This window comes from Nocardia acidivorans NBRC 108247 (genome assembly GCF_001625085.1).
GTDB classification, from domain to species: domain Bacteria; phylum Actinomycetota; class Actinomycetes; order Mycobacteriales; family Mycobacteriaceae; genus Nocardia; species Nocardia acidivorans.
In genome coordinates this window covers 1-14,926 of record NZ_BDAW01000016.1, presented here as the reverse complement: position 1 = coordinate 14,926, position 14,926 = coordinate 1, and the positions used below count along the sequence as shown (strand labels likewise).

At 67.1% G+C, this 14,926-nt stretch carries 10 protein-coding genes; 4 read left to right on the top strand and 6 right to left on the bottom strand.

The window, feature by feature from the left end; translation table 11 throughout:
- Positions 1-2: 2 nt before the first annotated feature.
- From eccCa to NA10_RS10240, 4 genes are all read right to left on the bottom strand, one after another.
- Positions 3-4,007 (bottom strand): type VII secretion protein EccCa, encoded by a 4,005-nt coding sequence (gene eccCa / locus NA10_RS10255; RefSeq protein ID WP_084514486.1) that lies wholly within the window; start codon positions 4,005-4,007, stop codon positions 3-5.
- Positions 4,004-5,560 (bottom strand): type VII secretion protein EccB, encoded by a 1,557-nt coding sequence (eccB, locus tag NA10_RS10250; protein WP_067566606.1) that lies wholly within the window; start codon positions 5,558-5,560, stop codon positions 4,004-4,006. Before eccB ends, eccCa begins: the two co-directional genes overlap by 4 nt.
- A 28-nt stretch (positions 5,561-5,588) precedes the next feature.
- Positions 5,589-7,298 (bottom strand): type VII secretion AAA-ATPase EccA, encoded by a 1,710-nt coding sequence (gene eccA, locus NA10_RS10245; RefSeq protein WP_245677127.1) that lies wholly within the window; start codon positions 7,296-7,298, stop codon positions 5,589-5,591.
- Positions 7,299-7,711: 413 nt separating this feature from the next.
- Positions 7,712-8,260: a hypothetical protein gene (locus tag NA10_RS10240; protein WP_067566603.1), complete on the bottom strand. Its 549-nt coding sequence runs from the start codon at positions 8,258-8,260 to the stop codon at positions 7,712-7,714.
- Positions 8,261-8,644: 384 nt separating this feature from the next.
- On the opposite strand from NA10_RS10240, the gene NA10_RS10235 reads away from it, so the two are divergent.
- Genes NA10_RS10235 through NA10_RS10225 form a run of 3 tightly spaced genes read left to right on the top strand, consistent with a single transcriptional unit; the run spans position 8,645 to position 11,041 of the window.
- On the top strand, positions 8,645-8,977 hold the full coding sequence (locus NA10_RS10235) for a hypothetical protein (RefSeq protein WP_067566601.1): 333 nt from the start codon (positions 8,645-8,647) through the stop codon (positions 8,975-8,977).
- A 33-nt stretch (positions 8,978-9,010) separates the two neighbouring features.
- Positions 9,011-9,688: a hypothetical protein gene (locus NA10_RS10230; protein WP_067566599.1), complete on the top strand. Its 678-nt coding sequence runs from the start codon at positions 9,011-9,013 to the stop codon at positions 9,686-9,688.
- A 39-nt stretch (positions 9,689-9,727) separates the two neighbouring features.
- On the top strand, positions 9,728-11,041 hold the full coding sequence (locus NA10_RS10225; RefSeq protein WP_067566597.1) for an MFS transporter: 1,314 nt from the start codon (positions 9,728-9,730) through the stop codon (positions 11,039-11,041).
- 34 nt (positions 11,042-11,075) lie between these two features.
- Here the strand turns inward: NA10_RS10225 and NA10_RS10220 are convergent, their stop codons facing one another.
- Together NA10_RS10220 and NA10_RS10215 are read right to left on the bottom strand one after the other, a co-directional pair.
- Positions 11,076-12,824, bottom strand: a complete 1,749-nt coding sequence (locus tag NA10_RS10220) for a WXG100-like domain-containing protein (RefSeq protein WP_067566595.1) — start codon at positions 12,822-12,824, stop codon at positions 11,076-11,078.
- Between the two features lie 17 nt (positions 12,825-12,841).
- A complete protein-coding gene (locus NA10_RS10215; protein ID WP_067566594.1) occupies positions 12,842-13,765 on the bottom strand; it encodes a C40 family peptidase in 924 nt (307 codons plus the stop codon).
- Positions 13,766-13,954: 189 nt separating this feature from the next.
- Between NA10_RS10215 and NA10_RS10210 the strand changes: the two genes are divergently transcribed.
- On the top strand, positions 13,955-14,926 hold a 972-nt coding region (locus NA10_RS10210; RefSeq protein WP_176580421.1), incomplete at its 3' end, for a hypothetical protein.

Here is a 14,926-nt window from a genome sequence, read left to right as displayed (position 1 = left end):
GGCTACTCCCGCACCGCGGGCAGCGCGGCCTGTACGAGGTCGCGGCGGGCGTGCAGCGGTTCGACGAAAATGCCCCGGCCCGTAGGCTGTTTCGTCGCCTTGACATCGCCGACCAGCATGCCGTCCAGCCGCGAGCCGTCCATGATGAGTCCCGAGGAATTGAGGTTCTTCATCTGCCCGAGAATGTTGTCGTACATGGCCGAATCGGCCTGTGCGATATTGCGCGCCGCTATGAGATGCAGGCCGGTGTCACGGCCGTCGACAATGAGGTCCTTCAGCGGATCGAGCGGATTGCCCTGTCCACGTTGGACAACCATGTGGTAGTCGTCGACGACCACGAAGATCTCCGGGCCGCTCCACCAGGAGCGCTCCTTGAGCTGCTGTGAGGTCACGCCGTCGGGCGCACGGCGTTCGCGCATGCGCTCCGCGAAACCGCCGAGTCCCTCGATGAGATCGCGTTCACTGGTGAGGTACCCGATCAGATGTTCCTCGGGCACCGCGTCCATATGCTGCCTGCGATAGTCGATGAGCAGGATTCGCGCCTGCTCCGGGGTGAATCGCCGATGGATCGAATCCAGCAGTGCCCCAACCACGGTCGACTTACCGCAACCCGTGGACCCGAGCACCATCATGTGGGTGGAGACACCGAAGTCGATGACGGCCGGGGTGAGATCGGATTCGCGGAGACCGAACGGCACCACCAGCCGCTGCGCGAGGGTGGTCGGCACGGGCATTCCCGCGGTGACCTCGGCGAGGGTGATATGGGCGGGCAACAGCTTCACCTCCGGTGCGCGCCTGCCGGGGTATTGACGGGTGAGGGTTTCGGCCGCGGCGGTAAGCCCCGCACCAATGGAATCCGGCTCCGCGGCACCGTCGACGCGCGGCAGCGCGATCAGCATATGCAGGGCGTCGGTGGAGATGCAGCGTCCCGGCCGGTTGGCGGGTATCGAGGCGACAACCTGCCGCTGGGTGGTGAACACGGTATCGGTGAGGTCGCCGAGGCGCATTTCCAGCCGGGTCTGGAGCATATCCCTGATCGAGGACCGGATGGCGGCCCAGCGCGAGCTGGTCAGCACCAGGTGCACGCCGTAGTTCAGACCCTGCAGCGCAAGCGATTCCACCACCGGTAGGTATTCGTCGTAATACGGTCCGTTGCTGGAGAATCCGACATCCCAGCCGTCGATGACGAGAAAGACGTCCCCGTATTGATCGCCATGGGCATCGAGCACTGCCGATTCGGGCGCGGACGCGCGGCGGCGACGGAATTCACGCATGGAGTCGATACCCAATTCGGCGAATAGGTTCTGCCGGTGCGCGATCAGGTTGGTCAGCAACGCGAAGGTGCGCCGAACGCGGTCGACGTCGCGGATGGAGGCGATCGAGCCCACGTGCGGCAGGGCGCGCAGGCCGGTGAGACCGCCGGAGAAATCCAGGCAGTAGAACTGCACCTGCTCGGGGGTATGGGTCAGTGCGCCCGACAGGACCAGGGTCTGTACGGCCGTGGATTTGCCCGACTGCGGCCCGCCGACGATCGCGACATGCCCCCCGGCCGCGGACAGGTCCACCGTCCACACGTCCTGGCGTTGCAGGCGGGGTTGGTCGACGATGGCCCAGGGCAGTTGCAGGCTTCCCGGCGTCACGTTCTGAATGAGCCGATCGAGAGTGGGCGCGATATTCAACGGCGGCAACCACATTCGGTGGGCGGGCCGTCCGTGCCCGGCGAGTTGCTGCAGTACGGTCTCCATCACCGTCACCGGTTCGGCATCGATGACCTCGGGTTCCGGCGCGGGCACGGGTTCGGGGACGGGACTTTGGATTTCGGCGATGGCGGCCGCGGTGAAACGCTCCGGCATGCGGTAGCCGCCGCTGGCGCGCCGGGCGCGCTGAGTGCCGGGCGTGGCGGTCTGCATGGGGGCGGTATAGGGCGACCCGACATAGGCGGCCTGGAAGCGCTGCAGATCGCCCGCACCGACGCGCAGGTAGCCCGCGCCCGGCTTCTTGGGCAGGTGATAGGCGTCGGCGGTGCCGATGGCATCGCGCGAATCGCTGGTTTGGTTGGTGCGCAACGCGATTCGGTAGGACAGGTGCGCCTCGAGCTCGCCCATTCGACTGGAGGGCACCTTCTGCGAGGCCAGCAGCAGGTGGATGCGCAGTGACCGGCCCAGGCGGCCGATGGCGACGAACAGTTTGGAGAAGCTCGGATGCTGTTCCAGCAGTTCGGCGAATTCGTCGAGGATGATCAACAGCGTAGGCATGGGTTCGAGCTGTGCGCCCTGTTCTCGGGCGCGCTCGTAATCCGCGACGCTGGCGAAGTTGCCCGCATCGCGCAAAATGCGTTGCCGCCGGGCCATTTCGCCATTGATCACGTCCTCCATACGGGTGACGAGATCGGCCTCCTCCTCCATATTGGTGACTACGGCGGTCACATGGGACAGGCGCTCGAACCCGAGGAAGGTCGCACCGCCCTTGAAGTCGACCAGCAGCAGATTCAGCAGATCCGGGGAGTGCGTGGTGACCGCCGAAAGGACCAGGGTGCGCAGGAATTCGGACTTTCCCGAACCGGTCGCGCCGATGCACATGCCGTGCGGGCCCATACCCTCCTCGGCGGATTCCTTGATGTCGAGGTGGACCAGACTGCCCGCCGGGTCGTAGCCGAAGGGGACGTTCAGCCGCGATCGATCGATATCGCGTATCGCGCGCCAGGACCGATCGATTTGGATATCACCCGGATCGGTGATGCCGACCATTTCCTCCCAGCTGGTGCCGCCCGCCTGTTCGGCGACAACGGCTTCGACCACCGTGGAGAGCCGGTAGGGGGCGAGGCTGCGAGCCAAGGCGGTACACGCGCTGACGGACATGGCATCGGCCCGGCCGACGCGGCGTCTACCGCGTGCGGACACCTCGAACAGTGAGCGGTCCTCGTCCACGCTGAACCGCAGCGCACGCGGCAGTGGTTGTTCCGCGACGCCGAGCCGCAGCCAGGTGCAGCCGTCGATACCGGAGATATCGCGTTCATTGGCCGCCCCGCCGACGCCGACGATGAGCAGGAAGTGCTTGCGCTCCAGTGACGGTTGACTATTGGCCGAGAACGGTCCGCGGTTGAGCCCGGCCAGCACCTTGCCCCGGAGTTCGGCGACCGAGCGGTACACCATCCGGCTCGACCCGATGGCGTCCCTATCGCTGGGATGTTGGGTGTGCGGCAGCCATTTCAGCCATGCCCATTCGGGTGCGTCGGGTTCGGGCAGCACCGCGGCGATGCCGACCTGGTCGGGCCCATGCAGCACAACGGTTTCCGCGAGCATCGCACGGATCAGGCCCGCCACGGCGGCAGCGTCGCCGTCCAGGCCGATCTCGGGTGCGGACAGCAGATTGATCGCGACCGGCATACCCCCGACGGTCGAATACGCCTTGGCGAAACGCGTAACCTCGACCACGCCAACGGGATCCAGATCCGCGAGCGGTGCGGCCTCGGGCACGATGACCCGCACCTGATTCGCGATGCGACCGCGCCCGACCCGGATGCGCAGGAACTGCGGACTGGCGACCTGGACCTCCCACATACGCTGGCCACCGATCAGCCGGGCCACGCTGTCGGGCCCGGGATGGGTGTGGGTCAGGTAGGTATGCAGCTCGGTCTCGGTGGCGCGCACCGATTTCCGATGTTCGGAGATACTGCGCAGATAATCCTTGCGTTCCTCGTTGAGGGACGCCGCGCCGCCTCCCCCATTGCCGCCCATGGCGCCACCCATGGTGCCGAACATGGACACCACCATCATGATGGGGAACATCAGCGACATCGGATTCATGGCCCCGCCGCCGCGGAACATCATGACCATCATTCCGCCCATGCCAGCCATCATCACCACGGGCATGATCATCCGAAGCCGGGACGGCGGAACGGGTTTGGGCAATTCGGTGGGCGGTTGCAGGCGCAGTTCGGCCACCGCCGGCGCCTTGGGCCCGCGCACCATGCGGGCGGGGCGGACGAAACGGCGCGTGGTGGTCACGGTTGTCCTCCGGGCAGGGGCGCGGCGGCGCGATCGGCGGCGATGCCGTCGTGTTGGATGCGGGCATCGCGCTGGGACAGGGTCGGGCCGACGGCGAAGAGCGAGACGATGCTCCACGGGGCGGGAACGGGATTGCGCAGCGCGAGTGCGGTCAGCGTGGGATCCGGCGAACTGCCGCCGAGGTGGGCGTCGATGCCGTAGCGCACGCCGCTGTCGGAAATCCAGTACAGCGCCTCGCGCAGCGGTGAGGCCGGGTCCGCTCCGGTGACGCGCACGAAACTGCCGGAATCGCGGGGCAGATAGGCGGCGTCGGCGGTGGTCCCGCGCGAACCGCTCGCGGTCACCAGCGGCACCGTGCGCGCGAGCTCCTCGGCCGCCAGTGGCAGTTGCCGCCCGATCAGCAGTTCGGTGCTCGCGTTCGGATCGTCGGGCGCGTGCTTCCAGTGGTAGCAGGTGATGCCGTCGCGTTCGGGATCGGCGATGTGCACCGCGGTGGCGGGATAGCTGGTGGTGCCGGGCCAGCCACCGGGGCGCAGGTTGGTGGCCACCACATCCGGGCCGACGGCGATGGCCGAGACCGCGCCGTGCGAATCGGCATTGCGGACCATGGCCGCCAGCACCGCGCTGATCTGCACCACGCCCGATTGCGAAACCAGATAGTAGGCGGCTCCGTGATCCACGGTGGAGACCGAGAGCACCGAGCCGACGGCGACCGACAGACCCGAGGGCAGGCTGATAACCTGCCCCGCCCCCGGCACCGCGGGTACCCGCAGCGGCGGTGCCTCCGGGATGGCTTCGAGCAATCCGCGCGAGGCCGGGAGCACCGGCGCGGTGGCGTCGATACCCAGGGCCAGGGTGACCGGTGAATCAGCGAGATTGATTGTAGCCCTGACGATTCCGCGCTCACGATCGCGATACACCAGCCAGGTGGTCGAGCCCTCGCGCAGCAGCCGGGCCTGGGTGTCACCGAGCGGGCGGATGGCATCACCGTCGATGGTGAGCCGACTGCCGATCGCGACGGTGCGCACCGGGGAGCGGCTGGTGGTGGGTAGACCGGTGGTGGGATCCGTCGGGCCGGCCGCACCGGTGGCGGTGCTGTCGCATACCGCCCACGAGGAATCGCGGTCATTGCCATCGGAGATCGCCCCCGGCGCACCCGCGATGCCCACGATCGGGCCGCGCGGGAACTTCGCCAGCTCCTCCTTGGACACCTGAACCGGGTTCTCGGCCGCACCGATCACCAGCCGCGCCGAGGTGAGGTTCAGCGCCGGATGCAGTCGCCCACCCACCCGCACATACAGTGCGCCCGTGCCCTTTTCGGCGACGATCTTCGAATCGCCGATCGGCTTCGCGGGCTTGAAGAAGGACAGCACCGCCGATCCCGCGATGACCACACAGGCCATCGCGATACCGATCGACAGAGCGGTGGAGCGCCCGCGCTGCGGATCGTCGATCATCGAGGCGTCCCGCCGGACCAGCGCGTGTTCGATGCGCCGGAACAGGAAGCGCCAGCCGGAGATCTGGTGTTTGGTCACCACCCGGAAGCGGGCCACCGTCGTGTATTTCCTTCCGTCGCGCCGATCAGTGGGCGGCCGGCGCCAGTCCTTCCAGGGCGGCGGTGATATCCGCCTCGGAGATGGTCATGAGTTCTTCGTCGGTCATCGCGGCCACATTGGCGTTCTCGCGGGTGAAGCGGTAATCGCGTTCGGACTCGGCGGCTTCCACCACATTGCGCACGAAGCGGCCGTTGCCCGCGAGGTCGATCAGGCGACGGCCGTTGCGAGCCTGCCCGGAGAGTTGCTCACAGCGGGCGTGCAGGGCAGCGCGGGCATTCCCGGACAGGATCGAATCCTTGTTCTGGGCGATATGTTCGGCAATGCGGACGAGTTCGTTCGCGTCGTAGCTGGCGAACCGGATGCGTTTGGTGAAACGGGAGGCCAAGCCATCGTTGGAGGCCAGGAACCGATCGATCTGGTCCTCGTAGCCCGCGATGATCACGACAAGTTTGTCGCGGTCGTTCTCCATTCGGGCCAGTAGCGTATCGACCGCTTCCTTGCCGAAAGCGTCTCCGCCGGAAAGCCCTTCCTGGATCAGGGTGTACGCCTCGTCGATGAACAGCACTCCGCCCAGGGCCGAATCGATCAGCGCGTTGGTCTTGGGCGCGGTGTGCCCGAGGTGGGTGCCGACCATATCGTTGCGGGACACCTCGACCACGTCCGCGTTCTCCACCACGCCGAGCCCGGCGAAGATCTTGGCGATAACGCGCGCGATGGTTGTCTTACCGGTGCCGGGCGGCCCGGAGAAGATCAGGTGATGGGACCGGGAGTCAACGGCCAGACCGCGTTTGGCGCGCACCTGATCCATCAGCACCCCGGATTTGAGCCGGTCCACCTGCTCCTTGACCGAGTCCATGCCGATCTGCGCCTGCAACAGATCAGAAGCCTCGGTGAGCAGGGATTCACGTTCGTCACGCGCCGCGGAGGCCGCCACCTCGGCCGGGTCATCGCCCGAGCGCGGATCCCAGCGGTCGGTGCGGGTGGATATGACGTCCGCGGTCGTGATTTCGAAGCGATAGGTCTTGTCCGCGACCGCACGCTGCCAATCCTCATGCTGCTGCCACAGCGCGGAACCCTGCAGTCCCTTGAGGATTCGATCGGCGGCCTCGTGATCGCCGTTGTGCCGCAACACCATTCCGAGCAGGAAGTGCGCGTCGGCCCAGATGTAGGAGAGACTGCCCGAGGAGCTGTCCTCGACAATGCGCTGGGCGCGGGGCAGGGCTTCACCGAAGCGGCCCAGATGCGCCAGCGCGTGTGTCGCCATCAATTCGGCGGCGATATCGAGCAGATTGTCTTCGAGAGCCGGTTTGCTCGCCCGGAATTCCAGCACATCGGGCCAGCGGTGGGTGCGGAAATACAGTGAGAGCCGGACGAAGTCGGCGACATCGTCGGCGGGCAGCTGGTCGAGAATGGCCGCGGCCTCATCCCATTCACCGCCCTCGGCGTATTTGCACGCCTGCGCGAGCGCGATCTGATCGCGATCGGACATGGCCACTCGCAGCCCGTACATACCGATCTCGACCTGACACCAGAGCGATCGATCGGGCAGGCCCGCCCGCTGCTGATCCCGGTACAGATTGTGGACGGAGCGGTACGCCCCGTAGATGACTTCACCGGAGATTTCCCCGGCCATGGCGAGCCCGAGCCAGGCATCGCACATATCCGGATCGAGATCGGTCGCCGCGTGGAATGCCGCCAGCGCGTGCTGGTCGTTGCGCACTCCCCCGGAAACCAATCCGAGACTTTGAACCCCTGTATAGAACGCGTCCTCGGCCGCTGACAACTCGGACTTCCCTTCCACCGATCTCGTCTGCACGAAGGGTAGAGGCGAGACCCGCTCTCGCATTTCCCATCGCTGGGAATAGCCGTGCGGCGTTTGCCCCGGGCCCAAGCATCGGCTTCCCAGCACGGGGAATCGGGCGCTATCCAGCCTTCGTTCAAATATGCCAATATTCGTTGTGCCGTTGATTGACGGCACAAAGGATCGGTGCCACCTTGCCCCTCATCGGGTGGTCTCGATTCTGCGGCTGGATTCCGCGATCCGGTATGCCAGCCGCCCCCGGACATGGTTTGTCGATCCCCTCCCCACGACAACCAGATCCACGGACGGCCGGTGGCGTGGGACACCACCGGCCGCTCCGGAATCCCTCAGGCGCAGGTCGGGCTGAAATCCGGAGCGCTCATCGCGTGAAAGCGCTGTGCCGCCGGAACATCCAGCACCGCGACCACCCCGCCGCCGGTACCGGGATCGCCCGCGTTCAGCCGAATATCGTGCCGGGTATGCGAGCCCTCGGACACCCGGGCCCGCGCCCGCGTGCGCCAGCCGAAGGGCAGCGTGTGGACGTTCTCGCCGCCGTGCGTCAGCCGTTCGGTGACCTCGGCGAGCAGATCGAGCGAATCGGCGAGATCGGAGAGCAAATCGGTGGCCCCCGCGGTGCGCTCCCCCGGTGTGGGCGGGCGAAGGTAGCCGTCGATGATCACCGACGCCGCCTCGGTGCGGGCGACGAGCTTGCGGATGATCTTGGCTGCCGCGGCGCCGAGCACCAGATCGCCATGTTCGAGCGCGATCGATACGACCAGGCATTCGGTGAATCGATGCGGTTTGCCGACCTCATCCTCGGCCACCCCGACGGCGCAGGCCGACGGTCCGGTGACCGCGTATTCGTATGTGCGGCAACGGCTACTGTGAATCAGCATGGCACCCGACCTCTCCCGTGGGCGTCGAACGACGGTGTCGATCGACCGGCAGGGCGGTCTGCCGAATCCGGGTCGTGCTGATTAACGTCATCGAATCTCCGAGCCGAGTGATTCCAGATCGAGGCGCCGTGTGATCCCGGGCTCATTTCCGAACCCGTCGGCGAAGTGTGCATCGACTCTACGGCCGAAACGACCGGTCTCCAGGTACCAGAAAGCGTCAGCTGCGGGCCAATTCGCGCCACTTCGGCCGTATGGCGGTGCCCATCCACGATCCGAGGATGCGGGACACGGCGCAGTCGGCAACTTCCCACGCCGGGGAAGCGGCGCATTGGCCGTCAGCAGCTGCTCGGGGATCCAATGGCGGAGGGGGAGTGAGGAAATCAAATGATCACGGCACATCCCGCCGCACGCGTTCCCACCCTGGTCTCGATCTACGAACTGGGGTTGAACCAGTGGTATCGCGTCGCTGAATTCCGGCTCAACGCAGAGGGTTCGGTCGAACTCAGGCTGTGCAACGGCAGCTCCTGTCCGCTGGCGCTGCACTGGTACCGCGAAGGCATCGAAACACCGGCGACCGCACCGCCGGTGACCGCCGCCGACGGCCCCGCCTTCATGCGCGCCCTGTTGCGCCCGTTCCTGCTGAGCTACTGCCGAATAGTGGACGAAAGCTCCACGCCCGCCGGGCAACAGGGCTCCTGTTCTCCCCAGCGGTGGTGACACCGGCACGTCGGCACGCCTTAGGTTGGACCGATGGTGCAATCGACACCGTCGCCGGCCGGGGCTCACCACGAGCACGATCCGCAGCGCACCGGGACCCGGCCACTCAGCGAAGGCTGGCCGTATCTCGCAGTAGCGCTGGCGAATTCGGCAGTGCTGTACATGATGTTCAAGCCGTGGCTGCGAGCGTACGGCTGGGACGGCACGGGGACCCTGAACGGCTTCGGGCGTTTCCGGCGCACGACCAGACATATCAACCTGTGGTCCCACTCCACGCCGCCCGGGCCCGACGTCAGCAGTGTCTGGGCCGTGCTCGCCACCGTCGCCATTCTCGTCACCGTGGTCGCGGCGATCCGGGCCAGTCGGCACCGCGGCGCGACGACCGAAACCCTCACCGCGGTAGCGGCATCCGCCGTAGCGGTACTGGTGGCGATGGACGTGTACACCCTCAACGCCGCCATTCCGCAAGTGGGCCTGGCGCTGTCGATGAACGGGGATCTGAGCACCCAGGTGGGAATGGCGGTCAGCGCACTGCGCGGCACCACCAACTATCCCTGGCCGGGCAAGGAGTCCAAGCTCAATCCCACGGAACTGACGCCGCTGGCATTGATCGCGCTCAGCATCACCGTCGTCTCGGCCTCCATCGCCGTCCTGCGGGCCCGGCGCGGCCTGGCACGTCTGATCACAGCGGTCGCCGCCCGAATTCTCTAGCGGTCCGATCCAATTCGATTCCCGGAGAAGCGATTCCGAATGCCTGGAGCGACCGTCCTGCGAAACCGGGACTTCCTGCTGCTGTGGTCCGGCAACGCCCTGTCGCACGTCGGCCTGCAGGGCGCGCGCATCGCCTATCCGCTACTGGCGCTCATTCTCACCGATTCGCCGATCGCGGCGAGTCTGGTGGCCTTCGCCATCGCCGCACCGGGGCTGGTGTTCGAAATTCCAGCGGGCGTCGCGGCGGACCTGTGGGATCGCAGGCAAACCCTGGTGCTGTGCCAGCGGATGGGATTGGCGGCAACCCTGCTGGCGGCCGTGGTGATCTTCGCGCGTCCACCGGGTCTGGCCTTCTTCCTCGCGGTGGCCGCCTTCACCGAAGGTACGGCCTACGTTTTCTTCAATACCGCTGAGCTGGTGCTGGTTCGGGACGTCATCACCGAGGCGGAGCGCCCCGCGGCGTTCGCCTTCCTGGAGGCCGAACAGCCGATCGCCAATATGATGGGCCGCACGCTCGGCGCGGCACTGCTCGGCATCGCACGTGGGCTGCCGTTTCTGGCCAACGCCGCCTCCTACCTCTACTGTCTGTGGACCCTGTCCAGAATTCGCTCTCGGGCGCAGACGCCACCCGAGCCCGTTCCGGCGAAAAGCGCGAGCATCTGGGATTGGGATCAGGTCCGGGTCGGCATGCGGCACCTCGGGTCGGATCCGTTCGGGCGGAACGCCGCGATCACGCTCGGCGCGTCCAACGCGATCATCCAGGTCCTCATCCTGGTGATCACGCTGTCGATCAAGCAGAGCGATCAACCCACGTGGACCGTCGGGGTGGTACTCGGGGCCACCGGCGTGGGCGGCCTACTGAGTGCGGTGCCCGCGGCCAGGCTCGGCAATCGGCTCAACCCCCAGATCGTGCTCACGGCCTCGCTGTGGGCCTGGACCTTGTTGGCGGTGCCGATCGCCGTCACCTCGAATCCCATTGTCCTGGGCCTGTGCTGGATGGCAGTCGGCTTCGTTGGGACGATGGTCAATGTTCCGCTGACCCTCTATCGAGTGCGGGTCTACCCGCAGGAGCTGATCGGCCGAATCTTCGGAGCCAGCAAGCTCATCTCGCACGGTGGGACGGCGGCGGGTGCGCTGTGCTCAGGTGTACTGGTCTCGATCCTGGGTCCGCACACGGCGGGATGGGTGCTGGTGGTGGCGATGGCGCTGCTGGCGCGGCGGGCGCGGCGGCTGACCGCACCCAAATCATCCGCGTCGGTGCCCGCGGACCCCACCCCGCCGAGCTCCGGAAACTGGATTGCCAGGGTTTCCCGGCAAGGGTCCGGAGTAGACGACGGCACGGGGCGCGCATAGCGCCGACCGGTCAGCGATCGTCCCCTTCCTCGGATCAGCGACGCTTCGGATCGGATGGGGTGATCACCGGGTCGACCGGGGAACCCGCCGGATTCTCGCGCCCCGCCTCGTCCTCCCGCACCGGATGCGGCGCGCGAACCCGCCGGATGAGCGAGGATGTCTGCGGGGCGAAAACCTTTGCCGCGGTGTCTGACTCGCGGACACGTTTCGACCAGGGCGTCGAGGTGACACCGCGCTCCGGTGCCGGAACAACGCCGCGCTCAGGTGTTCGCGGGTCCCGGACCGCGGGGGTACGCGGCTCGCGTGGAGCATCGGCCGCTCGCCGGGACCCCCTGCGTCGTGCGGGACCGCCGCGCCACGGGCTGGCGCTCGGATGGGCACCCGCCGAACCTCCCGATTCCCTCGGATCCGGCTGCCGTGCGGTGGATTCGCGGTCGCTACCGCTCGACACCGCCGCGTCGGCGGTGAGACCGGCGTCCAGCCCGGATCGCTCCCGGGTGGTGTGGAGTGGACCGGTGGCGGCAGGCTCGGAGACCCGGTCCGATTCGGAAGGCACTGCCACGGTGGGAGTCTCGGTGCGTTCGGAGGTTCGCGGCGCGGCCGCCGTGCGTTCGACGCGCGCGCTGCCGCCCCGAACCGATTCGGCGGCCGGGGCTTCCCGCCGCATCCCGGAGTTCTCGCGCCACGGTGTCGCGCTCACCCGAGACGCCGCCGAATTCTCGCCCTGTCCGGTCGAATTCGCCGCGGGCACGGCGGCATTCGCAGCCGATCCAGCCGAAGTGGCAGGCGCTGCCGAATCCATACCGCGGCGCGGCGAAGTCGGACCGGAGGGTGAGACCGAGCTCGCAGCCGTCCTGTCCGGTCCGCCCGTGAACACCGCCGGAAGTGCGGGGGGCGGTGAATTCCGCCGGGCTGGAATGTCTTCGGCTGGAATCGGGTGATCCGCCGGATCGGTCGCGGGCGGCGGCCCGGCGGACGCTGCGGTGGGCTCGTCCGGCGGCGGGTTATGCGCGGGACCGCTCGGGCGGTCGCCGAGGTTCCGGCCGCTCTCGGTGGTGAAATCCAGTCCGCCCACCTTGTTCGCGAAATCCTGTGCGTGCGAGAGCATCTGGTCCGCATAGGCGTCCAGGAGATCCGCGTAGCGCAGCACCTCATCCGGTTCGATCCGCATGGGCAGCGCCGCCGAACTGCTCGGCGCCGAGGGCAGATCCAGCATGTCCACCACCGCGTGGCGCAACGCGCCGCTCACCATGCGCTCGATGATGTGGCTGAGCGGTTCGATCGCCTTGCCGAGCACCTCGGCGAGAATGTAGGCGATCAGCGCCTGTTCCATGACCGACAGCAGCTTGTTCGCCATCACGGGTAGCGACTGCGCCGCCACCGCGGAGAGTCCGCCGGTGGCGAAGGTGCCCGCCATGGCGGCGAGGTATGTCGAGGCCATGGCGGCGAGTTCGGACAGCACCGCCACCTTGGTCACGACGATCACCTCGGCGGCGGCGTTCAACGCCGCCGCCACGACCTTGCAGGCGCGATCGAGTTCGGCCATATGGGTCACGCTCATGCGGGCCCAGACCGTGAGCAGCTGCTCATAGGAGTAGCCGGACCAGACCCCGTTCATCTCCTTGATCGCGCCGGTCGCGGCCTCGTGGGTGCCGCGCACCTTCGCGGCGAAATTCCCCACGTGCGTGGCCAATTCGCGGACCTGATCCTCATTGATATCGGGGTACGGCACGCCCGCGAAATTGAGGAACAGCGCCACCTCGTGTGGTATTTCGATGGCCATGTCCGGCTACCCCCGGTTCAGAGCACGCGAACGACTATGGCCTGGCTCGACATGCGCGACCACTTGACCGTCGACCCCGAGTAGGGCGCCTCGATGACCATGCCGTTCCCGGCGGCCAACTGCACGTGTTCGGGGCCGCGGGAGCTGAAGGACCCGGCGGGGAAGACCAGATCACCGGGCCGGGCTTCCGAGACCGGAACGCGGACACCACTGTGGATCTGCTCATAGGTGGTGCGCGGCAGGATCACCTGGCCCTGCGAAGCCTGCGCGATGGCGTACTGGGTCAGACCTGAGCAGTCGAAGCCGCCACCGCTGGGGCCACCCGCGCCACCGCCGCCCCAGACATACCGGGTGCCGAGCCAATTGCGCGCCGCGAGAACGGCATTGCTGCCCGCGGTGCCGTCCCCGGGAATTCGCGTGCGCCGCCGGGTGCGTAATCGGGGCCGTCGACGTCTGGGCGAATCCGACCAATTGGTTATGGCCTTGGGTGTGGCGGGCGGCATGATCTGGGCGGCGAGCTTGTGCGCGGCGAGCGTATCCCGGTCGACCTGCTGGGTGGCCTTGGTTATGGTGGTGTGCACCGCGTCCAGCAGGGCCGGGCCGCTGAATCGGGTATCGCCGATCCCGGCGATCGCTTGGAGGCGCGATTGCAGATCGGAGATCTGATGGGTCAGGTGATTGCGACCGTCGGCGGTATTGCCCCCGGACACCGCGACCGCCTTGCGCACCACACCGTCCTTGCCCTCGTGCGCATCCGCGATCGATACGTGCATACCGCGCGCGCCGGTGTAGGCGGCCACCGCGACTCCCACACCCTCACTCATATCTCGTTCGAGCACACCCATTCTCGACACCTGTACCGGAGCAGGCGCGCCCGCTCCATACAAGCCGAGCAATGACTTCAGCACACCGCTCAGGTCATCGGCCAGAACCGTCGCCATTCGCGTCACCCGCCTTCGTGCCTCACCGAGCGTTCGTCATATTCCCGATTGCCATGCTGCCCAGCTGTTTCCGGGCAGCACGCGTTCGCGGATCGGCCGTAGCCGTCCTTCGACTATGCATGACCGGCAGCCGCGCGCCTTCCCATCTCGGGGAACACCGGACAATGAGTCAGATCAACAGGGAGGCGGGTGCCGGCGGCGATGACAACGGATGCGACGTTCATGGCGGACACGACCGACGCGGGGACCACGGCCGACCCGGCGGACATCTTCGCCTTGCCGGGAGGAACGGACAACGCCCGAACGCTTCCCGCCGAAGTGACGCACGCCGGCGTCGCTCCCTCCGGAACGGCCCCGGCCGCAGCGGCGCAAGGCGCTCGTACGCTCCCCGCCAAAACCGGCGGGGATTCGCGGCCATCGAGTATCGGCAAGCACTACTGGACGATTCCTCGACTTCCCGTCCCCTCCGGCGCGTCGCCGGCACTCAAGAGCTTCATCGCCATGGCCGAGGCCGCTCTCCAGACCGCGGTCGATCTGCTCGGCCGTGGAACGACCTTCCCGCCGCCCCGAGTCGACGATCTGCTGACGACCGTCGTCTACAAGAGCCTCGGCGAGGGCAATGCCTCCGAGGTGTATCAGAAGACGCTCGCCGCGGTCGAGGCCCGCCAGGCATCGCTGCTAACCATGGATGACAAGGTGCTCGACGTCGCCAATGTGATGTCGGCCGACAAGGACCTCACTCTCACCGCGATCAAACACCTGATCGCCGATCTGGTTGCCGCGCTGAGCAGAAAGACCGCGGCCAAATTACAACCCGCCGACGAAGTGAGCCTCATGGACATGATCGCGAAGACGATCGAGGAGGTATACAAGCGGGTCAGCAAGGTCGCCGAGGACAACCTGCGCATGTCCGGCGGTGGCGCTGGCGGGAATCCCGGCGGTGGGGGTAACGGCGGACAGCAGCAGCCCGGTGCCAGCGGCGGTGGCGGTGACAGCGGCGGATCCGGAATCATGCAGGCACTCATGATGATTCCCATGCTGGGTGCCAGCCTGCTGCCCTCGGCACTGCAGCTGGTCGAGAAGATGAACGACAAGAACGATCAGCGCGATGATCGCCAGCACCCGAACGGACCACCCCCGGGCGCGCCGGGCGCGCCGGGC